28 protein-coding genes are annotated in these 24,516 nt (G+C 68.2%); 12 read left to right on the top strand and 16 right to left on the bottom strand.

Annotation, left to right across the window (positions count from 1 at the left end; genetic code table 11):
- Positions 1-57 precede the first annotated feature (57 nt).
- Positions 58-1,281, bottom strand: a complete 1,224-nt coding sequence (locus tag AB0F17_RS38355) for a glycosyltransferase family 2 protein (protein WP_358033221.1) — start codon at positions 1,279-1,281, stop codon at positions 58-60.
- Between the two features lie 99 nt (positions 1,282-1,380).
- On the opposite strand from AB0F17_RS38355, the gene AB0F17_RS38350 reads away from it, so the two are divergent.
- Complete coding sequence (locus AB0F17_RS38350; protein ID WP_358033217.1) at positions 1,381-2,925, top strand: hypothetical protein; 1,545 nt, start codon at positions 1,381-1,383, stop codon at positions 2,923-2,925.
- Here AB0F17_RS38350 and AB0F17_RS38345 read toward each other — a convergent pair.
- Together AB0F17_RS38345 and rsmI are read right to left on the bottom strand one after the other, a co-directional pair.
- Positions 2,861-4,447, bottom strand: a complete 1,587-nt coding sequence (locus AB0F17_RS38345) for a phospholipid carrier-dependent glycosyltransferase (protein ID WP_358033214.1) — start codon at positions 4,445-4,447, stop codon at positions 2,861-2,863. The two genes, AB0F17_RS38350 and AB0F17_RS38345, sit on opposite strands and share 65 nt — an antisense overlap.
- A 10-nt stretch (positions 4,448-4,457) precedes the next feature.
- Positions 4,458-5,306 (bottom strand): 16S rRNA (cytidine(1402)-2'-O)-methyltransferase, encoded by an 849-nt coding sequence (gene rsmI / locus AB0F17_RS38340; protein ID WP_358033212.1) that lies wholly within the window; start codon positions 5,304-5,306, stop codon positions 4,458-4,460.
- Positions 5,307-5,495: 189 nt separating this feature from the next.
- Here rsmI and AB0F17_RS38335 point away from each other — a divergent pair, with 189 nt between their 5' ends.
- Together AB0F17_RS38335 and AB0F17_RS38330 are read left to right on the top strand one after the other, a co-directional pair.
- A complete protein-coding gene (locus AB0F17_RS38335) occupies positions 5,496-7,028 on the top strand; it encodes a phospholipid carrier-dependent glycosyltransferase (protein ID WP_358033209.1) in 1,533 nt (510 codons plus the stop codon).
- Positions 7,029-7,141: 113 nt separating this feature from the next.
- Positions 7,142-8,326, top strand: a complete 1,185-nt coding sequence (locus AB0F17_RS38330) for a hypothetical protein (RefSeq protein WP_358033206.1) — start codon at positions 7,142-7,144, stop codon at positions 8,324-8,326.
- 28 nt (positions 8,327-8,354) lie between these two features.
- Here the strand turns inward: AB0F17_RS38330 and AB0F17_RS38325 are convergent, their stop codons facing one another.
- A complete protein-coding gene (locus AB0F17_RS38325) occupies positions 8,355-8,753 on the bottom strand; it encodes a MerR family transcriptional regulator (protein WP_358033203.1) in 399 nt (132 codons plus the stop codon).
- A 61-nt stretch (positions 8,754-8,814) separates the two neighbouring features.
- Here AB0F17_RS38325 and AB0F17_RS38320 point away from each other — a divergent pair, with 61 nt between their 5' ends.
- Positions 8,815-9,603 carry an MBL fold metallo-hydrolase gene (locus AB0F17_RS38320; RefSeq protein ID WP_358033200.1) on the top strand — a complete coding sequence of 263 codons (789 nt, stop codon included), beginning with the start codon at positions 8,815-8,817 and terminating at the stop codon, positions 9,601-9,603.
- A 119-nt stretch (positions 9,604-9,722) separates the two neighbouring features.
- Here AB0F17_RS38320 and AB0F17_RS38315 read toward each other — a convergent pair whose 3' ends face one another.
- Entirely contained in the window at positions 9,723-10,301 is a 579-nt protein-coding gene (locus AB0F17_RS38315; RefSeq protein WP_358033197.1) for a calcium-binding protein, read from the bottom strand.
- A 320-nt stretch (positions 10,302-10,621) separates the two neighbouring features.
- Here AB0F17_RS38315 and AB0F17_RS38310 point away from each other — a divergent pair, with 320 nt between their 5' ends.
- Entirely contained in the window at positions 10,622-11,503 is an 882-nt protein-coding gene (locus AB0F17_RS38310) for a helix-turn-helix transcriptional regulator (protein WP_358033195.1), read from the top strand.
- Positions 11,504-11,545: 42 nt separating this feature from the next.
- Here the strand turns inward: AB0F17_RS38310 and AB0F17_RS38305 are convergent, their stop codons facing one another.
- Positions 11,546-11,761 carry a DUF397 domain-containing protein gene (locus AB0F17_RS38305; protein ID WP_358033193.1) on the bottom strand — a complete coding sequence of 72 codons (216 nt, stop codon included), beginning with the start codon at positions 11,759-11,761 and terminating at the stop codon, positions 11,546-11,548.
- Positions 11,762-11,997: 236 nt separating this feature from the next.
- Between AB0F17_RS38305 and AB0F17_RS38300 the strand changes: the two genes are divergently transcribed.
- The 5 genes from AB0F17_RS38300 (at position 11,998) to AB0F17_RS38280 (ending at position 16,468) form a co-directional block, all read left to right on the top strand.
- A complete protein-coding gene (locus AB0F17_RS38300) occupies positions 11,998-12,807 on the top strand; it encodes an AfsR/SARP family transcriptional regulator (protein WP_358033190.1) in 810 nt (269 codons plus the stop codon).
- 159 nt (positions 12,808-12,966) lie between these two features.
- Positions 12,967-14,187 (top strand): sialidase family protein, encoded by a 1,221-nt coding sequence (locus AB0F17_RS38295; RefSeq protein WP_358033187.1) that lies wholly within the window; start codon positions 12,967-12,969, stop codon positions 14,185-14,187.
- Positions 14,188-14,240: 53 nt separating this feature from the next.
- A complete protein-coding gene (locus AB0F17_RS38290; RefSeq protein WP_358033185.1) occupies positions 14,241-14,726 on the top strand; it encodes a MarR family winged helix-turn-helix transcriptional regulator in 486 nt (161 codons plus the stop codon).
- A gap of 69 nt (positions 14,727-14,795) precedes the next feature.
- Positions 14,796-16,226 carry a DHA2 family efflux MFS transporter permease subunit gene (locus AB0F17_RS38285; protein WP_358033182.1) on the top strand — a complete coding sequence of 477 codons (1,431 nt, stop codon included), beginning with the start codon at positions 14,796-14,798 and terminating at the stop codon, positions 16,224-16,226.
- Between the two features lie 68 nt (positions 16,227-16,294).
- Entirely contained in the window at positions 16,295-16,468 is a 174-nt protein-coding gene (locus AB0F17_RS38280; RefSeq protein ID WP_358033180.1) for a CsbD family protein, read from the top strand.
- 56 nt (positions 16,469-16,524) lie between these two features.
- Here the strand turns inward: AB0F17_RS38280 and AB0F17_RS38275 are convergent, their stop codons facing one another.
- The 10 genes from AB0F17_RS38275 to AB0F17_RS38230 are packed head-to-tail and all read right to left on the bottom strand — an operon-like array spanning position 16,525 to position 21,732.
- Entirely contained in the window at positions 16,525-16,842 is a 318-nt protein-coding gene (locus AB0F17_RS38275; RefSeq protein WP_358033177.1) for a gas vesicle protein K, read from the bottom strand.
- Entirely contained in the window at positions 16,832-17,041 is a 210-nt protein-coding gene (locus tag AB0F17_RS38270) for a gas vesicle protein (protein ID WP_358033174.1), read from the bottom strand. The genes AB0F17_RS38275 and AB0F17_RS38270 overlap by 11 nt, the downstream gene beginning before the upstream one ends.
- Positions 17,031-17,825 carry a GvpL/GvpF family gas vesicle protein gene (locus tag AB0F17_RS38265; RefSeq protein ID WP_358033171.1) on the bottom strand — a complete coding sequence of 265 codons (795 nt, stop codon included), beginning with the start codon at positions 17,823-17,825 and terminating at the stop codon, positions 17,031-17,033. Before AB0F17_RS38265 ends, AB0F17_RS38270 begins: the two co-directional genes overlap by 11 nt.
- The gene (gvpJ, locus tag AB0F17_RS38260; RefSeq protein ID WP_358033168.1) at positions 17,818-18,216 is read right to left on the bottom strand and encodes a gas vesicle protein GvpJ; all 399 of its coding nucleotides are present in this window, start codon (positions 18,214-18,216) and stop codon (positions 17,818-17,820) included. The genes AB0F17_RS38265 and gvpJ (AB0F17_RS38260) overlap by 8 nt, the downstream gene beginning before the upstream one ends.
- A complete protein-coding gene (gvpO, locus tag AB0F17_RS38255; RefSeq protein ID WP_358033165.1) occupies positions 18,213-18,638 on the bottom strand; it encodes a gas vesicle protein GvpO in 426 nt (141 codons plus the stop codon). Before gvpO ends, gvpJ (AB0F17_RS38260) begins: the two co-directional genes overlap by 4 nt.
- 22 nt (positions 18,639-18,660) lie before the next feature.
- The gene (locus AB0F17_RS38250) at positions 18,661-18,891 is read right to left on the bottom strand and encodes a gas vesicle protein GvpG (RefSeq protein WP_358033163.1); all 231 of its coding nucleotides are present in this window, start codon (positions 18,889-18,891) and stop codon (positions 18,661-18,663) included.
- Positions 18,892-18,897: 6 nt separating this feature from the next.
- Positions 18,898-19,722: a GvpL/GvpF family gas vesicle protein gene (locus tag AB0F17_RS38245; protein ID WP_358033160.1), complete on the bottom strand. Its 825-nt coding sequence runs from the start codon at positions 19,720-19,722 to the stop codon at positions 18,898-18,900.
- The gene (gvpJ, locus tag AB0F17_RS38240; protein ID WP_358033157.1) at positions 19,703-20,113 is read right to left on the bottom strand and encodes a gas vesicle protein GvpJ; all 411 of its coding nucleotides are present in this window, start codon (positions 20,111-20,113) and stop codon (positions 19,703-19,705) included. The genes AB0F17_RS38245 and gvpJ (AB0F17_RS38240) overlap by 20 nt, the downstream gene beginning before the upstream one ends.
- Before the next feature lie 36 nt (positions 20,114-20,149).
- Positions 20,150-21,274, bottom strand: a complete 1,125-nt coding sequence (locus AB0F17_RS38235) for an SRPBCC family protein (RefSeq protein ID WP_358033154.1) — start codon at positions 21,272-21,274, stop codon at positions 20,150-20,152.
- Positions 21,275-21,279: 5 nt separating this feature from the next.
- Entirely contained in the window at positions 21,280-21,732 is a 453-nt protein-coding gene (locus AB0F17_RS38230; RefSeq protein ID WP_358033152.1) for a hypothetical protein, read from the bottom strand.
- A 254-nt stretch (positions 21,733-21,986) separates the two neighbouring features.
- Here AB0F17_RS38230 and AB0F17_RS38225 point away from each other — a divergent pair, with 254 nt between their 5' ends.
- Positions 21,987-22,727 (top strand): ABC transporter ATP-binding protein, encoded by a 741-nt coding sequence (locus AB0F17_RS38225; RefSeq protein WP_358033149.1) that lies wholly within the window; start codon positions 21,987-21,989, stop codon positions 22,725-22,727.
- A 5-nt stretch (positions 22,728-22,732) separates the two neighbouring features.
- Positions 22,733-24,505, top strand: coding sequence for an FtsX-like permease family protein (locus AB0F17_RS38220; RefSeq protein WP_358033147.1), 1,773 nt, complete (start codon positions 22,733-22,735; stop codon positions 24,503-24,505).
- Positions 24,506-24,516: the final 11 nt, after the last annotated feature.

Genomic DNA, 24,516 nt, shown 5'->3' with positions numbered 1-24,516 from the left:
CAAGCCTACGGTGCGACCGTGGTCGCCTCGCACCGAATCCCGGCACGAGGCGAACGATCAACGCGTCGTGGACTCTTCGCGGGACACGGCCTCGGCCGCCTCCTCGGCCACCTTGGCGGCGACGTCTATCGAGCTCTCGCGGGTGCGGCGGATGCCCAGGATGCTGATGAACAGCGCCGCGAAGATGGTCTGGAAACTCATGATGAGCGCCGTCGCCGACGGCACGACGATGCGCAGCGACTCACGCGGGTCGAGCGAGCCGAAGCTGCGGACCTGCCAGTGCGACAGCGACATCACCAGGCCGACGAGACCGGCCAGGGCCAGCAACCCGCCGACCACCAGGCCCTTCTCCAGGGTGACGATGTCGATGAGCTTGCGGACGCGTGTCGACTCGGGCAGGAAGCCCTCCTCGGCCGCGTAGACCTTGGTGAACAGCGCGAACAGCGCGGCCTGGAAGCCGATCACCACCGCCGCCGACGCCCCGACCAGGGTGTCGACGTCGAAGGCCAGCTCGCCGATCTCGACGGGGCCGAACGTCAGCGCCGTGCCCGCGACCAGCCCGATGATCATGAGCAGCAGGCCGGGGTAGAAGAACAGCCACTTGGGGCTGTACAGCATCAGGAAGCGCAGGTGGCGCCAGCCGTCACGCCAGGAACGCAGGTGCGGCGGCCGGGAGCGGCCGTCGGGCGACAGCGTCGTGGGCACCTCGCGCACGTCGAGGCCGGACAGCGTGGAGCGGACCACCATCTCGGAAGCGAACTCCATGCCGCCCGTCTGCAGCTGGAGCCGCAGGATCGAGTCGCGCCTGAAACCGCGCAGGCCGCAGTGGAAGTCGCCGATGGCCGACGGGAAGAACAGCCGGCCGATGAACGACAGCACCGGGTTGCCCAGGTAGCGGTGGAGCGGCGGCATGGCGCCAGGCGCGATGCCCCCCTTGAACCGGTTGCCCATCACGAGATCGGCACCGTCGCGCAGTTGCTCGACGAACGGGAGCAACGAGGTGAAGTCGTAGGAGTCGTCGGCGTCGCCCATCATGACGTATTTGCCACGCGCGGCACGGATGCCGCCCATGAGCGCGTTGCCGTAACCCTTTTCATCGACGTGGACGACGCGAGCGCCGGCGTCACGGGCGAGCTGCTGCGAGCCGTCCGTGCTGCCATTGTCGGCGATCAGGACTTCGCCCTCGATGCCGTGCTCTTCCATGCACGCCAGTGCCTTGCGTACACAGACTTCCACGGTCTCCGCCTCGTTGAGGCAGGGCATGACCACCGTCAGTTCCACGTCTCAACCCTTCAGTTAAGGCTCTTCCAGCCCACCATCATGCCCTGTGCCCGAGGATGGTCGGGTCAAGTCCTAAAAACGACTGGCATTCTTTACAGCATGGTGAGCGCTGCGGAGATTACCCCTGTGGACCCCTCCGCCCCTGGCCGGCCGGCCCGCGCGCTGGCGTTCCTGGGCCGTCATCGGGTGTTCGCCGCCGCATTCGCCGTGGGCGGGGTGCTGCGGCTCGTCACCATGCTCGGCTACGGCCCGGCGATGTGGTTCAACGACTCCTACGAGTACGTCTCCGTCGCGCTCCACCCCAGGCCACACCCCATCAGGCCCGATGGTTACGGGTTCTGGCTGCTGCTGCTCAAGCCCTTCCACAGTTTCTCTTTGGTAACCCTCTCCCAGCATCTGATGGGCCTGGCCACGGGCGCGCTCATCTACGCGTTGCTGCGCCGGAAATTCGGCCTGCCGAAATGGGGGGCGACGCTGGCGGCCGTCCCGGTGCTGTTCGACGCCTACCAGATCCAGCTCGAACAGCTCATCATGTCCGACACGCTGTTCACGCTGCTGGTCGTGGGCGTGGTCACGATGGTCCTGTGGAACAGGCGGATGTCGTGGAAGCTGGGCGTGGTCGTCGGGCTGCTGCTCGCGCTGACCGCGCTGACCCGTTCGATCGGCCTGCCGATCCTCGTCCTGGTCGTCGCCTACCTGCTGATCAAGCGGACCGGGTGGAAGGCGATCGTGGCCGTGATCATGACTTGCGCGGTTCCGGTCCTCGCCTACATGGGCTGGTTCTCAACAAATTTCGGTAAATTCGCGATGACCAACAGTGACGGGCTCATCCTCTATATGCGTACGGCGATCTTCGCCGACTGCAACAAGATGCACATCGACAAATACAGGGAGCTCCAGATGCTCCTGCTGTGCATCAACGACCCCGTCAACCAGCGCAAGGACTACGCGCAGTGGTACCTGTGGGGTCAGGGCAACGGCGACGGCCAGGGCACCGGCGAGGTGCTGCACCGCTGGGGCGCGGGCAAGAAGTTCACCGACATCACCAACGAGGCCGCCAGCGCGTTCGCCACGCGGGCGATCGTCTCGCAGCCCGGCGACTATCTGAAGGTGGTCGCCCGCGACTTCTTCCGCGCCTTCAACTGGGGCAGGCCGCGCTTCCCGGACGAGAAGACGTACAACATGTATCGCTTCATCCCGTTCTACGAGCTCGATGACGGCGGCAATCCCAAGCGCCTGCCCCAGTGGCCCTCCTTCCAGGGCCGGACCGACACCGACGCCTACACCTACGAGCAGGGCCCGCCCGAGACGAAGATCGTCGCGCCCTGGGCGCAGATCATGAGCGGCTACCAGCAGGTGGTCTACCTGCCCGGCATCGTGCTGGGCGGCGTGATGCTGATCGGCCTGTACGGCACGGTGGTCCGCTGGCGCAGGTTCGGCGGGCCGGTGATCCTGCCCTGGCTCGGCGCGTTCGGCCTGCTGCTCGCACCCGCCGCGACGGCGGAGTTCGACTACCGCTACGTTCTGCCAGCGGTCCCTCTGGCCTGCATCGCGGCGGCGATCACCCTGCGCCGCGGCATCACTTGGGAGCGGGTACGACCCAAGAACGCGTCAGCATCCGAGCCCACCACTGTGCCTGCGTGAGCGTCTCGGCCACCAGCACCGGATAGAGCCACCAGAAGTTGATCAGCACGATCAGCGTGAACGCCCCCACGGCCGCGGCCCCCACCGCCCGCCGTACGGGTGAGGCGCTCTCCTTCCCGATCGCCAGCCCCGCGACCAGGACGAGCGCCAGCACCATGAACGGCACCACGGGGATCATGTAGAAGAGGTACATCGTCCGCTTGTCGGCGATGGCGTAGTAGAACCACGGCAGCCAGCCGGCGGCGTAGGCCAGCAGCACCGCGCCGGCCCGCCAGTCGCGCGTGGCGACGTACCAGGCGATCAGGCCCAGCAGGGCCAGCGCGGCGGCGTACCAGAGCACGGGTGTGCCCGCCCCCACCACGGCCTGCGAGCACTTGTCGGCCCCGCACGCCGAGCCCGGCAGGTCCGTCGGGTAGAAGAAGGAGACCGGCCGCATCATGATCGGCCAGGTCCACGGATCCGACATGTACGGGTGGTACTCGTGCAGGCCGGTGTGGTAGCCGAGCACCTGCACCTGATACTTCAGCCACGACCGCACTGAGTCGACGACGAAGAACATCGGCCCCGACGACGTCGCCTGGTCCCAGTTGCGCCCGTAGCCGCCCGCGGTGACGAACCACCCCGTCCACGAGGCCACGAAGGTCAGCGCGGGCACCAGCCCGAGCGCCGCCAGCCACGACGGCGCGTCCAGCGAGAGGGCCCCCTGGTACGGCCGGCGCAACCCGACGGCCCGCCTGGCCCCCATGTCCCACAGCAGGCTCATGACCGCGAACGCGACCAGGAAGAACAGCCCCGACCACTTCACCGCGCAGGCCGCGCCCAGGCAGACCCCGGCGGCCAGCCGCCACGGCCGCAGGCCCAGCCGGGGCCCGGCCGGGGTGAGCGGGGAGCTGTCGTACCAGTCGGCCAGCCGCTGCCGCGACCAGTCGCGGTCGGCCACCAGGCAGGCGAACCCGGCCAGCACCCAGAACATCAGGAAGACGTCCAGCAGCGCCGTACGCGACAGCACCAGGTGCAGCCCATCCAGCGAGAGCAGCAGCCCGCCCAGGCAGCCGAGCAGCGTCGAGCGGGTCATCCGCCGCGCCACGCGGGCCAGGATCAGGATCGACAGCGTCCCGGCCAGCGCGGCGGCGAACCGCCAGCCGTACGGGTCCACCCCGAACAGCCACTCCCCCAGAGCGATCATCCACTTGCCCAGCGGCGGGTGGGCGACGAACGAGGCGCAGTCCGTCGTAGTGGGGCAGTGCTTGAAGATGTCCAGGTTGCCGGCCATCAGCCGGCGGTCGGCCACCGGGTTCTTGGCATCGCCGAGCGTGACCCGCTCCACCCCGAACCTGAGCAGCGAGTAGGCGTCCTTGAGGTAGTACGTCTCGTCGAAGACGACGGCCCGCGGCTCGCTCAGCCTGACGAACCTGAGTATCCCGCCGAAGAGGGCGACCGCGATCGGTGCCAGCCATCCCCACAGGACGGTGCCCTGCATCGGCGGGACCAGCCTGCGCGCGGAAGACCCCCAATTCTTCACGATGTGCACCCTATGGCGTGGGTGATCTCCTGTGAACCGCGTCGTAGAGCTCCCGCTTGGGCAGACCCGCCTCCTTGGCCACGTCGATGACGGCCACCTTGCGCTGCTCCCCGTCGGCCACCCGGCGGTCCACCTCCGCGACCAGCGACTCGATGTCGGGCTCGGTGTCGGCCATGACGTGACCGGCGACGACCACGGTGATCTCGCCCTTGACGCCCGCCGCCGCCCAGGCGGCCAGCTCACCCAGGCCGCCGCGCCGTATCTCCTCGTAGGTCTTGGTGAGCTCGCGGCAGACGGCGGCCTTCCGGTCCTGACCGAACGCCTCCGCCATCGCCTCCAGCGAGCTCTGGAGCCGGTGGGGCGCCTCGAAGAACACCATCGTGCGCTCCTCCTTGGCCAGCGCCGCCAGGCGGCGGCCGCGCTCGCCCGGTTTGCGCGGTGGGAAGCCCTCGAAGCAGAACCGGTCGCTCGCCAGGCCGGAGACGGCCAGCGCGGTGGTGACGGCGCTCGGGCCCGGCAGCGCGGTGACCGTGATGCCCGCCTCGACCGCCAGGTGCGTGAGGCGGTATCCGGGGTCCGACACGCCCGGCATGCCGGCGTCGGTGATGACCACCACCGTCCGCCCCTCCTTGAGGATCTCGACGAGCTCCGCCGCACGTCCGGCCTCGTTGGCGTCGTAGTAGGAGACCACCCGCCCGCCGATCTCCACGCCGAGCTCGTTGGCCAGCCTCCGCAGCCGTCTGGTGTCCTCCGCCGCCACCACGTCCGCCTTCTCGAGCACCTCGCGCAGCCGCGGCGAAACGTCACCCGCCTGTCCGATGGGGGCCCCTGCCAGCACCAACCTGCCCTCTACTGTCACCCGGCCATTGTGGCAGGGCATGCCGATAAGACCCTGTTTCCTGGGTAAGCACTGGCTTGAGGCCCGTACGATGTCCGAATGGCGGTGACCGATTTCCCGTACGAAACCTTTGGCCAGTCGAATGGCCAACCGGCGGCGGACGAGAGCAGTCCCGGGACGCGATCCTTCCGAGATCGCCTGGTCCCGCCGATGCGCGGCAGCGTGTTGTGGGGCTGGCTGGGGCCGCTGCTCGTCACCCTGTTCGGCGGAGTGCTGCGCTTCATGGGGCTCGGCCACCCCAACGCCGTCGTCTTCGACGAGACCTACTACGCCAAGGACGGCTTCTCGCTGATCACGTGGCTCGTGGAACGGGTCACGATCAAGGACGCCGACAAGGCGCTCATCGCCGGCAACACCGACATCTGGCAGAAGTGCACCGAGGCGACGCTCGACAAGTGCGCCTCCTACGTGGTCCACCCGCCGCTGGGCAAGTGGATGATCGGCGCGGGCGAGTGGCTGTTCGGCATGAACCCGTACGGCTGGCGGTTCGCCGCGGCGGTCATCGGGACGCTGTCGATCCTGGTCCTGGCCCGCGTGGCCCGCCGGATGACCCGCTCGACCCTGCTCGGCTGCTTCGCCGGGCTGCTGCTCGCCCTCGACGGGCTGCACTTCGTGCTGTCGCGTACGGCGCTGCTGGACGTCTTCCTGATGTTCTGGGTGCTGGCCGGGTTCGCCTGCCTGGTGGTCGACCGCGACCGGGCGCGCGAGCGGCTGATCGACTGGTACGAGACGTCGCCGCTGTCGCCGCAGGGGCCCTGGCTGGGGCTGCGGCCGTGGCGGATCGCCGCGGGCCTCTGCCTCGGGGCCGCCATGGCGGTCAAGTGGTCGGGCCTGTTCTTCGCGGTGGCCTTCGCCGTCATGTCGCTGCTGTGGGACTTCGGCGCGCGGCGGGCCGTCGGCCTGCGCCAGCCCTATGCCGGCGCCATGTCCAAGGACGTGCCGACCGGTCTGGCCGCCTTCGCGCTGGTCCCGTTCGTGACGTACATGGCCACCTGGATCGGCTGGTTCGCCACCGCGACCGGCTACGGCCGCAACTGGGACCAGGCCACCTCGTCGGGCCCGTTCTACTTCGTCTTCGACTCGATGCGGTCATGGGTCCAGTACCAGTGGCAGGTCTTCTCCTTCCACAACGGGCTGGCGACCTCGCATCCCTACATGTCGGATCCATGGCAGTGGCCGCTGCTGCTGCGCCCGGTCGCCTTCTACTACGAGGGCAAACAGACCGGCTGCGGCGCCAAGGACTGTTCCGAGGCCGTGCTCGGCGTCGGCACCCCGGTGATCTGGTTCGGCGCGCTGGCCGCGCTGATCGCCCTGATCGCCTGGTACGTCGCCACGCGCGACTGGCGGGCCGGCGCGGTGCTGCTGGCCTACGCGATGGGCTGGCTGCCCTGGTTCTACTTCGCCATCGCCCAGAACCGCACGATGTTCCTGTTCTACGCGGTGCCGATGGTGCCGTTCATGGTGCTGGCCATCACGCTGTGCGCGGGTTTGCTGATAGGCCCCTCAGCGAAGACGGCGGGTGGGGCTGTACCGTTGAGGCGAACGCTCGGGGCTGCGGCCGTCGGCGCGTTCGCACTTCTCGCACTGATCAACTTCTGGTGGCTGCATCCGGTTTTGTCCGCCGAGCTGATCCCCTACACCGAGTGGAAGGCAAGGATGCTCTTCGACAAGCGGTGGATATGACCCGGTTACAGATCCATATTTACTAATTTCATAGGGTAGTCGCAGTGCAAGACCCAATACGCACCGGTTTCGGTCATCGTCAGGCCCGGGGTCGATACGGCAAACTTCGAGGCATGAGTGCACCAGACGTCACCGCCCTGCTCGCCGAGTTGGAGCGCTCCGAGCCGGATCTGGCCGAAGAGGCCAGGACCGCAGTGGAGTGGTTGACCGGCGGGGAGCCGCTGGAGACGGTTACTCAGCTCGACGTCTGCGAATTCCTCTGGTACACGTTGCCGCTCAAGGTCGGCGGCGACCACGAGCGGCTGGCCCACTCCCTCGGCCGGCTGCTGCAGCTCGGCGGGCTCGAACGCTATGCCGGGCTCTGTGAGTCGACGACTACGACGCACATCCTGCGCACCTACGCCCGCGAGGGCGAGGACGCGGGCACCAGCGCTTACCAGGCCGCGCTCGAAGCCACTGGCGTGCTCCCACCCGATGTGCTCGACCTGCAGTGGAGCATGATCATGGGACCCGAGGAGCTGGGCGCGCACGTCGCCTGCTCCGCGGCGCTGGAGCTGGCGATCGTCTCGGGCGACAGCGTCGATCCCGGCGCGCTGACCAAGCGCTGGCTGACCGAGCCACGGGCCGAGCTCGGCGGCGACAGCTGGCTGCACCGGGTGCACGGCGAGCGGCTCAACCGCTGGGTGCTCGGCCGCGGCCCGGCCCGGCGCGAGCTGGCCCAGCCGTTCGAGGTGCGACTGCACGCTCCGGTCTCGGTCCAGTCACTGCCCGGGCTCCACGGCCTGCTGTCGCTGGCCGCCTCGGAAGGCAGCCTGCCCATGCGGCTGGCTCCGTCGGCGGAGGCGCTCCGGCTGCGCGAGCTGGCCGAACGAGAGCTGGGCGCGATCAGCCGCGACGGCACCAGGCTGTCGATCACCGAACGCGGCAGGCGGCTGCTGGACTCGCCCGAGGCCATGTGGGACGCGGTCACCCGGCTGCTCCTGGCCAGGGGCGAGCACGAGTTCGAGGTCTCGGCGCGTGAGGCCGCGCTCATGCTGCTCGCCGACGGCACGCTGATGTCGCCCACCGAGCTGCGCGAGCGGGTGGCGGAGGTGGTCGGCGGAGAGGGCTGGCATCCCGCGACGAACCCTGAGGACATCGCCACACCGGTCATCGAGCTGGTCGGGCAGCTGACCGCGCTCGGCCTGGCGTTCGCCGACGATCTCGCCGTACGGGTGACCCGGCCCGGTCAGCTCGCGGCCCTGGCCGCGCTCCGCGCCCACGCGCTGCGGCCGAGGCAGTATGTGAGCGCGGCCTGACGCTCGGTTTCCAAGCGGCGCTCGGTTTCTAAGGAGCGCTGACGCGTCGGATGGCCTGCTTGAAGTCGGGGCATTCGACGAGCGGGTCGTGGTCGCAGACCGCGGCGTGGCGCAGGCTGTCGCGCAGCCGGGTGAGCTGCGCGATCCGCTCGTCCACCGCGCGCTCCTTGGCGGCCATCCCCTCGCGCAGCACGGCGTCGGACGGCCCAGCGCGCAGGAACGCGGCGATCTCGGCGAGCGTGAACCCGGCGTCGCGCGCGCAGGTGACCAGCGCCAGCCGTTCGAGCGTCTGGGGCAGGTACGTGCGGCGCAGGCCGTTGCGCCCGACGGCCGTGATGAGCCCCTTACGCTCGTAGAACCGCAGTGCCGACGGCGCCAGGCCGGACTGCCGCGCCACCTCGCCGATGTCGAGCAACGTCTCGTCCACAACTCACTCCTTACCTTCGCTCCTTGACTTGAACCGCGCTTCAAGTAGGAGTCTAGGACACATGAAAATTCATCACCTCAACCTCGGCTCGATGCGCGAGATCGATTCGACCGAGTCCCTGCCCTCCGCGCCCGCCGTCTGCCACGCCCTGCTCGTCGAGACCCCCGACTCGGGGCTCGTCCTGGTGGAGGCCGGGCTCGGGCTGGACGACGTGACGCGGCCCGGCGACACGCTCGAAAACGAGTGGGTCGAGCTGGTCGGGCCCGCGCTCCTGCCGGCGGAGACCGCCGTCCGGCAGATCGCCGCGCTCGGCCACGACCCGGCGGACGTACGCCACATCCTGCTGACCCACCTGGACGTCGACCACAGCGGCGGGCTGCCCGACTTCCCGCAGGCCGAGGTGCACGTCATGGCGGCCGAGCTGCAGGCGGCGCTCACGGAGGCGCCGAACCGCCGCTACCGCCCCAGCCACTGGGCGCACGGCCCGCGCTGGGTCACCTATCCCGGCACCGGTGACACCTGGTGCGGGGTCGAGGGTGTGCGGCCTTCGACGTTCTCCACGGACTTCCTGATGGTGCCGCTCGGCGGGCACACCCTGGGCCACGCGGGTGTGGCCGTCAGGGACGGCGACCGGTGGCTGCTGCACGCCGGTGACGCCTACTTCTACCACCGCGAGCTGTCGCCCGACGAGCCACTCTCGCATCCGCTGCTGGACATCGTGCAGCTCGACTCGCAGGTGGACGAGGAGTCGCGGCTGACGAGCCAGGCCCGGCTGCGGGACCTGGCGAACGTGCACGGAGTGGAGGTGTTCTCCGCGCACGACCCGTGGGAGCTAAGCCGCATGGCTTGAGGTCTGGTCAGTTCCCCTTGGGCGCGTTCTACTGGGCATGAACCGGGTATCGTCCGCGCACGTATCTCTGGCTGCCCGGCCACCGCGGCGCGCAGAACGCGGTGGCCGGGCCCGGAGCCCTACAGCTCGCAGTTGATCTCGCTCTCACCGTTGCAACTGTCGGTGTCGCCACCGCCGTCGATCCGGTCGAGCCCGGCGCCACCGCTCAGACGGTCGTCGCCGGCCAGACCACGGACCTGGTCGTCGCCCGCACCGCCGTTGATCACGTCGTCGCCGAAGCCCCCGGCGAGCAGGTCGGCCTTGGAGCCGCCGTTGACGGTGTCGGCGCCGTTGTCGCCGGACAGGGTGCTCGGCAGGGTGGTGTTGTTGCGGATCGCATCGTTACCGGCCCCCGCGAACACGTCGACGCGGGTGATCCCGCTCGTCGGGCAGCGCACCCCGGCCCCCAGTTGCTGGCAGCCGGGGCCGGCGGCGACCGATCCCAGCGTGTTGCCGATGGTGACGAAGCCGCCCAGCGAGCTGACGTCGATCCCGTCCGCCACGGCGCTCCCGTTGACGAGGATCCTGGTCCCGTCCACCTGCGCGTTGACCGTCGCCGCCGACGCCGGACCGGCGAGTGCCGTCGCGCCGGCGAACAGGACGGTGACGAACCCCAGGGCCATGCCCGTGTCGCGGAGCAGAGTGTTTCTGCTGAACATCTGTGTTTCCCCTCGTGATGTGTGTCCGGGCCCCGCATCACTGTGAGTCACTCGCCCGTCGTGCTCCGCGCAGAACGACGCAGTGGCGGCGCGTACTCGTTCGTTGACGACCACCTCGTCGCGCGGGACTGAATCATTCTGAATCATCCGGCTCGCGACGGCGGCGCCTGGACCAGCGATCTCTGCCACGACCAGGGCAGCGCAGCCAGCGCTCCCTGGTTTGACGTATGCGACATTAGCTGATTTAGTGCTTCATCAATTGGCATCAAACTGGGTCGTAGGGAATGGGTGCGCCGGATGCTGTCGAGGGTGCGGAGCGAATGAACACAGTCGCAAGTGACGGCGCCGAACACCGCACCAAGCGCGAGCGTCTCGCGACGGAGCTGCGGCGCCTGCGTGACCAGGCCGGGATCTCCGGGCGCGACCTGGCGCACCGGGTCGGCATCAGCCAGTCCAAGGTGTCACGCATCGAGTCCGGGACCGTGATCCCCTCGCTGCCGGAGGTGACGGCATGGGGTGAGGCGGTGGAGGCCTCGACGCAGACCAGGGAATGGCTGACCGATCTCACCGAAGCGGCGTTCACCGAGATGCACACCTGGCGGGCCGCGCTCCAGCGGCAGGCGCACCTGCAGGACGAGATCCGGGAGCAGGAGGACCAGGCGCGGCTCGTACGCGGATTCCAGCCCACCCTCGTCCCGGGGCTGTTGCAGACCGCCGAGTACGCCCGGCGGGTCTTCTCGCTGTTCGACCCGCCCTACTCCGAGAGCGCCCTGTCCATGGCCGTCTCGGCTCGTTTGCAACGGCAGCTCGCGCTCTATGAGGAAAGCCGGAATTTCGCATTCCTCATTACGGAGGCGGCGCTGAGGTGCCGTCCGGGACCGCCCAAACTCCTGCTGGCCCAATTGGACCGGATAGCCTCGCTCAGCACCCTGGAGAACGTCAGCGTCGGGTTGATACCGCACAACACAGAAGCACTTGTCTGCCCACCGCATGGTTTCACCCTCTACGAGAGCGACGGCGGCGCGGCGGATACTTTTGTGGAGATAGAGACAGCGCATGTGAGATTGACCGCCGGTCATGCCGACGACATCGCGGTCTATCAGCGGCAGTGGTCCCTGCTGAGCGAGATGGCCATCTTCGACGACGAGGCGCGGGAGTTCCTCGCCACGGTCAGCGCCGACGTCCGAGCCACGGCCCGGTGACCCGCCATGAGCGCGGCTGTCCGCCGTGAAGAGCGACCCGGCTCACCTCAGGTCGAATTCACCCGCGTACACCCCCGCGAGGAACGCGCCCCACTCCTCGTCGCTGAAGTAGAGGACGGGACCCTCGGGGTCCTTGGAGTCGCGAACCGCCACCCCGTCTTCACCCAGCGCGACCTCGACACAACCGCCGCCGTTGTCACTGAAGGTCGCCTTGAACCATGCGGCGCGCCGCGACCGGCTCTCCTTGGCAGTACCCATTATTTCTCTCCTGTTCGTTTCGGGGAGCCTTTTGGGCCGCCCGGTGGTTGCGGACGGCTCGGGTATCGGCAGAGTGCCGCGCCGTAGGTCTGCCAGTGGAATTCTATGAATGCTTTAAGCCATATCCAATACGCGTGGTACGGAGGAGTTGGGCGATGCAGTTTCGATTGTTGAACGGCGTGGAGGCGTACCGAGACGGTGTGCGGGTTTATGTCGGTGACCGAAAACAACGTTTGATGCTGGCTTTACTCCTGCTGGCGGGAACCCGGCCGGTCACCATGGAGGAGCTGATCGACAAGATCTGGGGCGCGGAGCCGATAAACAGCGCGCGCAAGGTCATCCAGCACTATGCGAGTGACCTGCGTGCGCATCTGGGCCATTCCAGCGGGCCGGGGTTGGGTGACATGCTGCCCAAGTACCAGGGCGGCTACCGGCTGCTGGCCGACCGGAACCAGGTTGACGTGTACCGGTTCCGGGATCTGGTGAACGACGCCCGGCCGCTGATCTGCCGGGACGACGCGGAGGCCGTACGGATCCTGCGCGATGCCCTTCGGCAGTGGGGCACCCGCGGCCTGCGGGCCGGCGAACCGCTCAGTGGCCTGACCGGTCAGTCGGCGGCGAACGCCCGCGCCAAGCTGCAGGCGGAACACCGCGCCGCGGTGATCGACTGCCTGGAGGCCGAGCTACGGCTCGGGCACCACGCGCAGCTCGTACCCGAGATCCTGGACCTCGCCACCGCCGGGCCGCCCGACGAGGAGCTGACCGGCCTGCTCATGCTGGCCTGCCACCGCGCCGGCCGGTCGGCCGAAGCCCTCGGCGCGTTCGCCGCCCTGCGGAAACGGCTGGCCGACGAGCTCGGAGCCGACCCGGGCCCGGACGTCGAGCACCTCCACCGGCGCATCCTTCAGCAGGACCCGGACCTCAACGATGCACACAGATTCGCCCCTTCCGGAGGGGAACTGCGATCCCCTCGTGAGACCGCGAAGAGCGCCGTCCGCCGGGTGGCCGAGGCCGCCAGGAAGGGCGACGCGAAGGAGGCCGACTAGCCGTCCTCGCCACAGGGCCACTTCACGAGCGGCCCTGTGGACAATCACCGCCTACCGAGACCCCATCCGCGACCAGAAGAGCGCACCAAGGACGATCCTCTCTTGATCATGGCGCGAGCGCTGGATCATGATGGCGCGGACACGAATGGGGAGGTATCCATGCGTACGTTACGCACGTCAGGTGCTGCGATCGCGGCGGTGATGGCTGTGGTGATCACCGCGTCACCCGCGGCGGCCGCGCAGGCGCCCACGTACACCTTCCACAAGCAGACCTTGTGGCAGCAGTACACGACGACGGATCCGGCCACCGGATCGGCGGTGACGACCTGTTTCAGGCTTCCGGCGGTCGTGAAGACCAAGAACGGTGTGCTGCTCGCCTTCGCCGAGCGGCGCAACAAGAACAACTGCGCGGATCACGGCGCGTTCGACATCGTCATGCGGCGCTCCGTCGACAACGGCGTCACGTGGACGGCCAGCAGGACCGTCCTGGCCAGCACCACGGGGGCGATCCTCCAAGGGAACGCGACGCTGGTGGCGGACTCGACCGGACCGGTGTTCCTGTTCACCACGTCCGAGCCGACGGCGAGCCAGACCACACCACGAAAGCCCGCCGTCCAGGTCAGCGATGACGACGGGCAGACCTGGTCGGCGCCGAAGGACCTGTCGAGCGCCATCAAGGCGCCGGCGGGCACCGCCGACTGGTACGCCACGGGGCCGGGGCATGGGATCCAGTTGACGCGTGGCCAGTACGCGGGACGCCTGGTGGTGCCCGTCTACTTCGCCGTGGGCGACCGGCAGAGCGTACGGCTGATCTACAGCGACGACCACGGCGGAACCTGGAAGATCGGCGCGACCGCGACCTACGACAAGTCGATCCTCAAGCTGGGCGAGCAGACCCTGGTCGAGCGGACCGACGGGAGCATCCACGTGATCGCCCGCAACGGCGCGGTCCCGGACCAGACCTCCGTCCACGGCCTCGCCCGAGGCAAGAGCACGGACGGGGGCCTGTCCTTCGACGGCGAGTTCCAGGCCGACACCGTCATCACCGCCCCGCCCACCCACCCCGCCCTGCTCCGCCAGCGCTGGGACGGCGGCTCCTACAGCCGGATCCTGCTGTCGGCGCCCGCTACCGCGAAAACCGACAACAACCCTGTGGGCATGAACGTCCGCTCCTCCTTTGACGAAGGAGCGACCTGGGACAACTACGACCGCACCCCCAACCACGCCGGTGTCCGCATCGACAGCGACCACGCCGGATACTCCGACATGACGCTCGCCGGCAACGGTGCGATCGGCGTGCTCTACGAGGCGGGGACATCCCGCTTCCGGGACGAGATCCGCTGGAACTGGTTCTGGGAGAGCGCCATCGGCCTGCCCTGAACCCGATCCACCGGCAGATAATCCGGAACGGAACCAATTGGTAGACTAGGGCCATGACTGCCATGGCCCCTGCCCGCTCCGCGCCGGACCTGTCGTACCTGCTGGACCACACCAGCCACGTCCTGAGAACCCGGATGGCGGCGGCGCTGGCCGAGATCGGGCTGACGGCGCGGATGCACTGCGTGCTCGTGCACGCCCTGCAGGAGGAGCGCACGCAGATCCAGCTCGCGGAGCTCGGCGACATGGACAAGACCACGATGGTGGTCACCGTCGACGCCCTGGAGAAGGCCGGTCTCGCCGAGCGCCGCCCATCCAGTACGGACCGGCGCGCCCGGATCATCGCGATCACCGAGAAGGGCGCGGAGGTCGCCCAGCAGAGCCAGGCGATCGTCGACGGCGTGCACCGGGCGGCTCTGGACGCGCTGCCCAAGGATGAGGCCGAGGTGCTCCTGCGAGCCATGAACCGCTTGGTGACGGAGCATCTGGCCGTCCCCGCCGAGGCTCCGCAAGGGGCAAGGCGGGCTCGGCAGAAGTCCTGAAGCGGATCGTCTACAACAAAACTATCTGCTATGGTCTCTCTTGTTGCCCCCTTTGAGCAGGAGATGGCCATGTCAAATACCGCACCTTCCCGCTGGCTGGCGCTAGCGGTACTGTCCGCCGCGATGCTGATGACGGTCCTGGACGGCAGCATCGTGACCGTCGCGATGCCGGCCATCCAGCGGGATCTGGGCTTCTCGCCCGCCGGGCTCAGCTGGATCGTCAACGCGTACGGGATCGCCTTCGGCGGGCTGCTCCTCCTGGCCGGCCGGTTGGGCGACCTCATCGGCCGGAAGACCATGTTCCTGGCCGGAAACGCGGTCTTCACCGCCGCGTCGCTGCTGGCCGGGGCGGCGACCGGGCCCGGCATGCTGATCGGCGCCCGGTTCCTGCAGGGCATCGGCAGCGCCATGGCCTCCGCGGTCGTGCTGGGCATCCTGGTGACGTTGTTCACCGTGGCCAAGGAGCGGGCCAAGGCGATCGGCGTCTTCAGCTTCACCGGCGCCGCCGGAGCCGCGATCGGCCAGGTCCTGGGCGGGGTCATCACCGATGCGCTCAGCTGGCACTGGATCTTCTTCATCAACCTGCCGATCGGCCTGGCCACGATCGGGCTGGCGATCTGGGCCCTGCCGGGCGAGCGTGGGGCCGGACTGGCCGCCGGGGCCGACGTCATCGGCGCCGTACTGGTCACCAGCGGCCTGATGCTGGGCATCTACACGGTGGTCAAGATCGAGCAGTACGGCTGGCTCGCGGCCCACACCCTCGGCCTCGGCGCGGTGTCACTCGCCCTGCTGGCCGCGTTCGTCGTCCGTCAGGCGACCGCCAGAACCCCGCTGATGCCGCTGCGGATCTTCCACTCGCGCAATGTCTCCGGCGCCAACCTGGTCCAGATGCTGGCGCTGTCGGCCATGTTCTCCTTCCAGATCATCGTCGCGCTCTTCATGCAGAAGGTCCTCGGCTACAGCGCGCTCGAGACCGGCCTGGCGATGCTTCCCGCGGCGGTGGCCATCGGCGGCATCTCCCTGTTCGTCTCCGCCCGGCTCAACACCCGCTTCGGCGAACGCCCTGTCCTGCTGGTGGGCCTGGCGCTCCTGCTCGGCGCGATGGGCTGGCTCACCCGCGTACCCGTGACCGCGGACTACGTCACCGACCTGCTCCCGGTCATGCTGCTCATCGCGGGTGGCGGCTTGGTGCTCCCGGCGCTGACCACGCTCGGCATGTCCGGCGCCAAGGCCGACGACGCGGGCCTGGCCTCCGGGCTGTTCAACACCACCCAGCAGGTCGGCATGGCCATCGGCGTCGCGGTGCTGACCACGCTGGCCGCCTCGCGGACCGAGGAACTGCTGTCCGCCGGCAGAAGCCAGGCGGTCGCGCTGACCGGCGGCTACACCGTGGCCTTCACCATCTCCGCCGCACTGCTCGTGACCGCCTTCGTCGTCGCGCTCACCGTACTGCGGCAGCCCAACCCCAAGAAGGACGAGGCGCTGCTCAGCCCGGTCTGACTTCTCCAGAACAGGAATGCTTTCTGTGGTCTGGGTAGCTGCTGCCAAGAACCACAAGGGGGCTGAACATGAGCAAGGCAAACAAGATCAAGGCCAAGGCACAGGAAGTGAAGGGCACGGCCAAAGAGCGCGTCGGAGACGCTACCGACGATGCATCGCTGCAGGCCAAGGGGAAGACCGAGAAGGCCAAGGGCAATCTCAAGCAAGCGGGAGAAAAGGCGAAGGACGCCTTCAAGAAGTGACCCACACAGCGGAAGCCGCCAGGCAAAGGCGGCTTCCGCTGTCGTGTGCGGGAGCGTCAATCCAGGGGAAGCAGCGTCCCCAACGGCCCGAGGTCGAGATTGAGATCGGATGGAGAAAGGCCGAACCGGTCGCACAGTTCGGTCATCGCTTCTTCCAGCCGCATCAAGGTCAGGCCCAGTGCCTCGATCTGCTCGTCCGACAGATCTCCTTGCTCCATCCGTCGCACACATTGACGCTCGACGAGCTGGCGTACCAGCTCGACCAGGGTGAGCACGAGGCGCGACAGGTCGCGCTCCATCGCCTCGGCATCGGTCTCGATGCGTAGCCGTCTCGACGGCACCTTTTGCGCCGATGAAAAGGACTTATTCTCCATCAGACCCCCGTACCGACATGATCAGTGCGCGTATGGAGATGCGCACCAGGTCGATGTCCGCGATGGACAGGACGAGGTCACCGCTCACGACGACCCCGCCCGCCAGCAGCCGGTCCAGGAGATCCACCAGCGCCACCCGCTCGGGCGGCAGCCGGCCCTCCTCGGCGAGCACGGCACCGCGAGGCTGGTCAAGCGTCATCGCCTGTCTCCCCTCTGGACGGCTCGGCGAAGGCGGCGAAGGAGTACGGCGCCCATGGACCGGTGAGCTGCACGTCGATCCCCTCGCCGCGCAGCCCGTCGACGAGCCGGGCGAATTCCGCACCGCGGTCGAGATCGACGAGGTAGGCGCCGTTGAGGATCATCCACTCCTCACGACCCGAAAGCTGGGAGTCCTGGGGGCGATGGCGCTGGCTCGCGACCGCCATAGACCTGAGGACGTCATGGAGGTGCTCGCCGCGCGCGGCGGCCTGGCGCCAGATCTCCTCGCGGCTACGCAGACTCGCTTGACGTTTCTTGAGGTAGGCCAGTCCCGGACTGGTCGCCCCCTCGTCTTTCTCGCCTCCTTCGGCGGACGGCCGCGCGGTCGGATCGACGTACGCTTTCACGCCCCATTCCTGCCGGCCGGTGATCCGCGCGAGTGTCGCGGTGAAATCGTCATGGCGCCGGTCCAGGAGCTCCCGGATCTGGTCTTCGCCGCTGTAGACCGTGACCAGCCGTACCGGGGCCGTCGGGGTCGTCCGCGCGACCGCCTCGACCACGTGATGGTGCGCGCGGGCGGTCTCACTCAGCCAGTCCAGGTCTTCCATGGACCGCCGCAGCGGCTCTTCGCCGAACCGGTCCAGCGGGACCGTACTCACGTAGGCGACGAGGTCGGCATGCGTGATCGCGCGAACCGCCTCGCCGGCCACACCCTTCAGGTCTTGAGCGGGTGCGGAGCCCTCGGCGCGCGTGACGGCGTACAGATAGGTGCCCGCGTTATTCATCGTGCTCTTCCACTTCGGCTTTTACTGTTCGCCTGCGAGCGGGCTCGACCTCCGCGGTCCGCCCGCGGGGCAGGGCGGTGCCCTCCTCCACCGCGGCGAGGCGGGCTCGGAGCCTGCGGTTCTCCTCGACCAGCTCCCGGTCCTTCCCTGAGAGCCAGGGATCGTGCTCCCACCAGTCGATGCCCATCTCCCTGGCGGTGTCGACCGAAGCGATGATCAATCGGAGCTTGATGGTCAGCAGCTCGATGTCCAGGAGGTTCACGCGGATGTCTCCCGCGATGATGATGCCTCGGTCGAGCACCCGTTCCAGGATGTCGCCGAGGTTCGCCGGCTCGTGGCCGGAGGACAAGGAAGAAGTGGGCTGGCGCACGACGGCGCCCGGCTCGGTCATCGCGGACCGCCCTCCCCGGTGGCGCCGCTGCCCCGCTTGTAGCGCTGGAGCCTCCGGTAGGACAGCAGGCTTCCCTCCGGGTCCAACTCCGCCTCGTACAGCGAGAGGATGTCGCCAGAGGATGGAATGCGGTGATCTTCCAATACCTCTACATTCACCAACCAGCCCCCCTCGACCGGCTTCACCAGCGTGATGCCTTCCGGGTCCCCCGCGGCCAGATCGGCGATGTGACGCAGCCCTGCTTCGCCGACCGCCGCCACCGACAGCCCACGTGGGCGGCGTTTCGGACGCGCCCCCGTCCTTCTCTCGTCGCTGACGTCGTCGTTCTCTTCACGCGAGCCCTTCGCCGTCCGGATGCCGGCCGCCCGCTCTTCGCGGGCAGTGCGCCTGACAGACACGCGATCACCCCCCTTGTTCGTCATCCGGCGGCGTGGCGGCCTTGACCTACTCGGGTCCGCCGGTCATCGCCTGGAGAACCTGCCGCATCTCCTGAGCCTCTTCCTCTTCGGAGATCAGGCCGTCGGCTCGGGACCGCTCGATCTCCTCCAGCCGACGCCGGACAACCGCCGGGTCATGCAATTCCTGCTCCGCCTGCTCCTGTATCAGCTCGCCGAGCCGGATCACCGCCTTGACCGGCGCGAGCGGCCAGCCGAAAATGAGGCCGATCAGTCCCATCCGTCATCACTCCTGAGTTGTCCGCGCGGTGATGAAGTCGTACGGTGCCAGCGGACCAAGCACACGCATCTCGACCCGGTCGGCCCATCGGTCGGTGAACTCGTTCACGGCCTCCTCCAGCTCGCCCTGCCGGTCCGTCTCCATGAGCAAGGCCACATGAACGGCGTCCTGTTCATGAGAGGGCTCCCGGATGACGGTGAAGACGGCGAGGGGAGCCACGACTTCGACCAGAGTCTGCGTGTCGGCTTCGCGTTTGGCCGCTACCGCCTGGTTCACCAGCTCCCCGAGCTGGATCCGCGCATCGCGCGTCAGCTCCTCCGGCTTCCCCTTGATCTCCTCACGCAACCTGGCTGCCTCCGGGAGCTCACTCAGCACCTCTTGGAACAGCGTCCGCTCGACGTAGCGCCCTTTGACGACGTACTCGGCCCGCCCCTCCAGTTCTTCCAGCGCGCTGCGGAACTCGTCGTGGTGGGGCGTCAGCAACTCGTCGACGACGGCTTCCGCGCTCGTCATCACCGAACCGAAGCGGAGCGGAAGCACCGGAACCTCGGCGGCGGTGGCGTCGAGCAAGGCCTCGTGCCGGAACAGGTCATCGGGAGTGCCCAACGGGCGATCGAGCGGGATCTCGCTCACCAGAGCAGCGATCTCGCCATGCCGCACCAGCTTGATCTCTCCAGATTCGTCCCCTATGCCGCGCGCGTCGCTGGACACCTCGACGTCCTCGGGTACAAGACCGTAGATGTAGACGCCGGTGCTCTGGGTGCGCTCCTCAGGCGCAGCGGTATCCGCGGCTTTCGCAGATTGCGCCATTTCAGCGCTCCTCTCGTTCATGCCGCCGGCCGCGCGTCTCTTCGTGTTTCTCGGAACGGTCGCCGACGAAGTCACTCAGCTTCTCCCCCGCCGCTTCCAGCACCCCTTGGGCGATGTCCTTGCTCTTGCCGCTGATCTGGCCCTGCGACATGTCCTTCATGAGTTCGGGCAGGCCTTCCCCGCCGGACTCCGAAAGATCCGTCCGATTCACGGCCTCAGCGAAGCGCAAGTAGGTATCCACGCTGGCCACGACGATCCGGGCATCGATCGTCAAGAGCTCGATGCCGACGAGTGAGACCCGGACGTACGCGTCGATGACAAGTCCCTTGTCGAGGATCGTGTCGATGACGTCGGCCAAGCCTGACGGAGATGGACCTGCGGCTACTCCGCCTGACGCGGGTTGCACGGTCATTGCTTTTCCCCTCGGTCTTCGTGACGTGGCCCCGCGTCATGCAGTCCGGCCACCGGCCCTGCGGCGAACCGGCCGCTCCTTGGCGGTAGTGGGAGCCTGCGGTCTTCTCCTCGGGCGTTTCTGGGAGGACGCGACACGCGGCTTCTCTTCCGGCTCTTCCTCTTCCTCCGGCTCCTCTTCCTCTTCTTCTTCCTCCTCCTCTGGTTCCTCTTCTTCCAGCTCGTCCTCTTCTTCCTCCGGCGCTTCTTCTTCCTCTTCCGGCTCTTCCTCTTCCGCGAGCTCGCCCTCTTCCGGTTCCTCTTCCTGTGCGGCCCGTTCCTCCTCGACAGCCGTCTCGTGGTCCTTGACGACTTCACCGTCGTGGATCACGCCACGCCAACCGGCGTCGGCGATCTCCTCGGGATGCAGCATGGTCTGCGTCATGACATGCCGCCTGAAGTGCTTGAACTCCAGCCGTACCCGCCTGCCCTGCGCGCGCCACATATTGCCTACGTGCTCGAACAGCCCTTTCGGGTGGTACTCGAGTTCGAGCAGGACCCGGGTCAGGTTGGGTGTGAGGGCGTGGAAGCTGACAGCGCCGTCTACGTAGCCCTTGGGTCCTTTGGATCGCCAGATGATCCGTTCGTCGGGGACCTGCTCGACGATCTGCGACTCCCAGTTCCGATGGGACCAGAAAATCTGCGCCTTCCAGTCGACCTTCTCCTCGGACTGGTTCTCTACGTGCTCCACCTTCTTCATGAAGGTGGGAAAGTCCTGGAACTGTGTCCATTGGTTGTAGACGACCCGCACAGGAGCGCCGATGTCGAGCACCTCGCTGATGTTGACGAACCGCAGCTTCTTGTTTCCCTTGGTCAGGCCGCCCATCAGGCTCGAGAAGGCACCCTTGACAGCACCCATGCCGGCAGCGCCCAGGATCGAACCCTTGGAGGGCGAGCCATCCGACTTCTTCGATCCGGTAATCGCGCTTATCAGTCCGCTTCCGCCGTCACCAGACGCGTAATCGGTGAGCCGGCCGGTCATCCCTTCGACTTTGTCGGCCAGGGACTGCAGACCTCGCTCGGCCAAGGCTTGTCCGAGGTTTTTGAGCTCCTGGGTGAGCTCGTTCGTCGGCAGTGCCTCGGTGGCTTTCTTGATGGGCTGAGTCTTCGATGCTTGAGCCATCGAGCTCACCCCCGTACCCTGCGGACGGGCCGCGTGGCACGTACCGGTTCGGCCCGGGGCCTTCTTCTTCGCGGCGCCGGCTTAGGGGGCGCCTCCTCGTACTCGTCCTCCTCGTATTCCTCTTCTTCTTCGTCCGTGTCCTCGAGCTCGGCCGGCTGGCGCAACCCCTCGGCCCGCTCGTGCAGCCTCGTGGTCAGCGATTCGATCTGCCTGCTCGTCATGGCCACCGCCGCGGCCTTGCCGACTTCCATCAGCTCGCCGCGAAGGCGGCCGGTGATCTTCTCCAGCTCAGGCGACGTACCGAGCGCCTTGATCCCCTGCTGTAGCAGGCCCCCCTGGCCCCGCAGTCGACTGGCCAGTCCGGCGGCCACCAGCGTGGTCGCCCAACGTAGCTTGTGGCGTCGCCCGAGGTAGTACCCCGCGGCGATGGCCAGCCCTATCTGGATTTTGTCTTTCATGACCAGCGCTCCTTGCGCTCGATAACCGGTCCCCACCTGCCCGATGAAAAAGACAAACAAACACATGATCGGAAAAAACGGACAGATTTGACGCAGGGGTGGCCTGGATTGGGCAGACCTGGTTGCTGGGTGTGGCGTTTGACACCTCTTGTGGCTAACCGCTATCTATTTGGCTAACCGTTAGGGGGTGGAGCGAGAGACGCAGCGGCCTGCGAGCGGGCCTGATCCAAGGTCGATGACAAAGCTGAGGGTGCATGAACGAGTCGAGTGCTGTGGTGCGGGTTCGCGGCCTGGTGAAGGAGCATGGTCAGGGGCAGAGCCGGGTCCGCGCGGTTGACGAGGTCGACCTGGACGTGCCCGAGGGGGAGATGCTGGCGGTGATGGGCCCCAGCGGCTGCGGGAAATCCACGCTGCTGCACCTGCTGGGCGGCCTGGAGCGGCCCAACGATGGGGAGATCCGGCTGGCCGGCCGACGCATCGACACCCTGAGCGAGCGGGCCCTGGCTCAACTGCGGCGCCGGTCGGTGGGCTTCGTCTTCCAGGCCTTCCATCTGATGGAGGAGCTGTCGGCGGCGGAGAACGTGGAGCTTCCCGCGCTGCTGGCCGGGAGTTCGCCGCGCGAGGCCAGGCGGCGCGCGAGGCTCCTGCTGGAACGGGTCGGGCTCGCCGGCCGCGCCCGGCATCTGCCTTCGGAGCTGTCCGGCGGGCAACGTCAGCGGGTCGCCATCGCCCGCGCCCTGATCAACGAGCCGCTGCTCATGCTGGCCGACGAACCGACCGGCAACCTCGACACCACGGCGACCCGCGACATGCTGAGCATCTTCGACGAACTGCGTTCCGCGGGGCAGACCCTCATGATCGTTACGCACGACGAGCGGGTCGCGGCCATCGCGGATCAGCTGATCTCGATGCGCGACGGGATGTTCGTCGATGACACCCGGATGGCCGGCGGCACCACCGGGTGGCTCGGCGGTCTGATCGGGCTGGAGGGCTGACCGCCGTGGGTCGCGCCGTACTCGTCGCCCGCCTCGTCATCGCCGACATCCGCCGGCACGGGGCCCAGGCCGCGATGCTCCTGCTCTCGATCACCGCCGCCACCGCGGCTCTGGCCCTGGGGCTGTCGCTGAGCGGGGTGACCGAGGCGATGTACCACCAGACCCGGCAGGCCACGGCCGGCCCGGACCTGGTGGCGGTGTCCGCGGGCGCCGACCGGACCGCGCTCTCGGCCCTGACGTCGCTGATGGACAACCCCGAGGTCTCCGCCCACAACGGGCCATACCGCATCGTGCAGACACCACTCACCGCGGGTGGCGTCAAGGCGCAGGCGGTGGCGCACGGCGTCAGCGCGACACCGGGACCGGTGAACCGCCCGTTGGTGACCTCGGGCAGCTGGGTACGCGGCGGAGCCGTCGTCGTCGAACGCGGCTTCGCCGCCGCTCTCGGCGTCCACGTCGGCGACCACGTCACCCTCTCCGGCCGGACGTTTCCCATCGCCGGGATCGCCGTCACCGCGGCCGCCCCCGTCTACCCGTGGGGGCAGTTGACCGGCCCGGGCGGCGGGACGAGCGACTACAGCGGTCTGGTCTGGCTGGCCGAACGGGACGCCCGGGCACTGGCATCACGAGACCTCCCGGTGACCACCGCCCTGGACCTGAAACTCCGCGACCCCGAGGCGACCTGGACCTTCGTGGACTCCTACCGGGACCCGGCTTTCCCGGTGAACTTCTTCACCTGGCAGTTCATGATCGAGCAGGATTCGCACATGGTCAGGAACAGCCAGCCGATCCTCGTCGTCGGCAGTTGGCTGCTCGGCTTCCTGGCCATCACCGGTGTGGCCGCGCTGGCGGCCGGATGTGCCGCCAAGCAGACGCGGCGGGTCGGACTGCTCAAAGCCGTCGGCGCCACGCCAGGACTGGTCGCCGTCGTCCTGTTCGCCGAATACCTGGCCCTGGCGCTCCTGGCCGACGCCTTGGGACTCGTGGTCTCCCGCCTGGCCGCGCCCGCCATCTCCAACCCCACCGCCAGCCTGATCTCCGCCGCCTCCGGGCCGACCCGTGGCACGATCATCGCGACGACGGTCTCCGCCCTGCTGGTGGCGGCGCTGTCCACGCTCGGTCCCACCGTACGGGCCCTGCGCACCGCGACCGTCCCCGCGCTGGCCGACCCCGCCCATCGTCCTCACCGCCGGGCCCTGTCGACTCCACTGTCCGCGTGGCTGCCCACCCCGCTCATGCTCGGGCTACGCCTGATCGCCCGCCGGCCGGGCCGCGCCGTGCTGCACGCGTGCGGCACCGCCACCACCGTCACCATGCTCACAGCGGGGCTGACCCTCTATGCCCAGCCCTCGAAGGGGTACGGCCCTACCCTGGGCAACCTGCGAGACGACCAAGCACGCGAGCTGCTGCTGGCGGTCACCACCGTCCTGATCGCACTCGCCGCCGTGAACATCATCACGCTCACCTGGACCCTGGCGGTGGAGGCCAGGGTGAACATGGCGATCACACGTGCGCTCGGCGCCACCCCCGGGCAGGTCTCAGCCGGGCTGGCCGTCGCCCAGCTTCTGCCCGCCCTGCCCGGCGCTGTCGTCGGAGCGCCCATGGGCATCGGCCTGTACTGGGCCTTCAGCGTCGGAGAGCTGGTCCTGCCGTCCATCGGGTGGGTCCTCGCGGCCGCACTCGCGACCCTTCTGGCGACGGTTGCCCTGGCCTCCGTACCCGCACGCTTCGCGGCCCGCCGTCCCGTGGCACAGACCCTCAGCGCCGACACGGCCTGACCTGCCATTTC

It is taken from the genome of Nonomuraea sp. NPDC026600 (assembly GCF_040638335.1).
Lineage (GTDB): Bacteria > Actinomycetota > Actinomycetes > Streptosporangiales > Streptosporangiaceae > Nonomuraea.
Note: the sequence above shows the minus strand (reverse complement) of the source record. Positions and strands in the feature narration are given on the sequence as shown.

Coding starts and splice junctions, on each gene's coding strand:
- AB0F17_RS38350 (WP_358033217.1), top strand. CDS start 1,381: ATGGTGAGCGCTGCGGAGATTACCCCTGTGGACCCCTCCGCCCCTGGC.
- AB0F17_RS38335 (WP_358033209.1), top strand. CDS start 5,496: ATGCGCGGCAGCGTGTTGTGGGGCTGGCTGGGGCCGCTGCTCGTCACC.
- AB0F17_RS38330 (WP_358033206.1), top strand. CDS start 7,142: ATGAGTGCACCAGACGTCACCGCCCTGCTCGCCGAGTTGGAGCGCTCC.
- AB0F17_RS38320 (WP_358033200.1), top strand. CDS start 8,815: ATGAAAATTCATCACCTCAACCTCGGCTCGATGCGCGAGATCGATTCG.
- AB0F17_RS38315 (WP_358033197.1), bottom strand. CDS start 10,301: ATGTTCAGCAGAAACACTCTGCTCCGCGACACGGGCATGGCCCTGGGG.
- AB0F17_RS38310 (WP_358033195.1), top strand. CDS start 10,622: ATGAACACAGTCGCAAGTGACGGCGCCGAACACCGCACCAAGCGCGAG.
- AB0F17_RS38305 (WP_358033193.1), bottom strand. CDS start 11,761: ATGGGTACTGCCAAGGAGAGCCGGTCGCGGCGCGCCGCATGGTTCAAG.
- AB0F17_RS38300 (WP_358033190.1), top strand. CDS start 11,998: ATGCTGGCTTTACTCCTGCTGGCGGGAACCCGGCCGGTCACCATGGAG.
- AB0F17_RS38295 (WP_358033187.1), top strand. CDS start 12,967: ATGCGTACGTTACGCACGTCAGGTGCTGCGATCGCGGCGGTGATGGCT.
- AB0F17_RS38290 (WP_358033185.1), top strand. CDS start 14,241: ATGACTGCCATGGCCCCTGCCCGCTCCGCGCCGGACCTGTCGTACCTG.
- AB0F17_RS38285 (WP_358033182.1), top strand. CDS start 14,796: ATGTCAAATACCGCACCTTCCCGCTGGCTGGCGCTAGCGGTACTGTCC.
- AB0F17_RS38280 (WP_358033180.1), top strand. CDS start 16,295: ATGAGCAAGGCAAACAAGATCAAGGCCAAGGCACAGGAAGTGAAGGGC.
- AB0F17_RS38275 (WP_358033177.1), bottom strand. CDS start 16,842: ATGGAGAATAAGTCCTTTTCATCGGCGCAAAAGGTGCCGTCGAGACGG.
- AB0F17_RS38270 (WP_358033174.1), bottom strand. CDS start 17,041: ATGACGCTTGACCAGCCTCGCGGTGCCGTGCTCGCCGAGGAGGGCCGG.
- AB0F17_RS38265 (WP_358033171.1), bottom strand. CDS start 17,825: ATGAATAACGCGGGCACCTATCTGTACGCCGTCACGCGCGCCGAGGGC.
- gvpJ (WP_358033168.1), bottom strand. CDS start 18,216: ATGACCGAGCCGGGCGCCGTCGTGCGCCAGCCCACTTCTTCCTTGTCC.
- gvpO (WP_358033165.1), bottom strand. CDS start 18,638: ATGACGAACAAGGGGGGTGATCGCGTGTCTGTCAGGCGCACTGCCCGC.
- AB0F17_RS38250 (WP_358033163.1), bottom strand. CDS start 18,891: ATGGGACTGATCGGCCTCATTTTCGGCTGGCCGCTCGCGCCGGTCAAG.
- AB0F17_RS38245 (WP_358033160.1), bottom strand. CDS start 19,722: ATGAACGAGAGGAGCGCTGAAATGGCGCAATCTGCGAAAGCCGCGGAT.
- gvpJ (WP_358033157.1), bottom strand. CDS start 20,113: ATGACCGTGCAACCCGCGTCAGGCGGAGTAGCCGCAGGTCCATCTCCG.
- AB0F17_RS38235 (WP_358033154.1), bottom strand. CDS start 21,274: ATGGCTCAAGCATCGAAGACTCAGCCCATCAAGAAAGCCACCGAGGCA.
- AB0F17_RS38230 (WP_358033152.1), bottom strand. CDS start 21,732: ATGAAAGACAAAATCCAGATAGGGCTGGCCATCGCCGCGGGGTACTAC.
- AB0F17_RS38225 (WP_358033149.1), top strand. CDS start 21,987: ATGAACGAGTCGAGTGCTGTGGTGCGGGTTCGCGGCCTGGTGAAGGAG.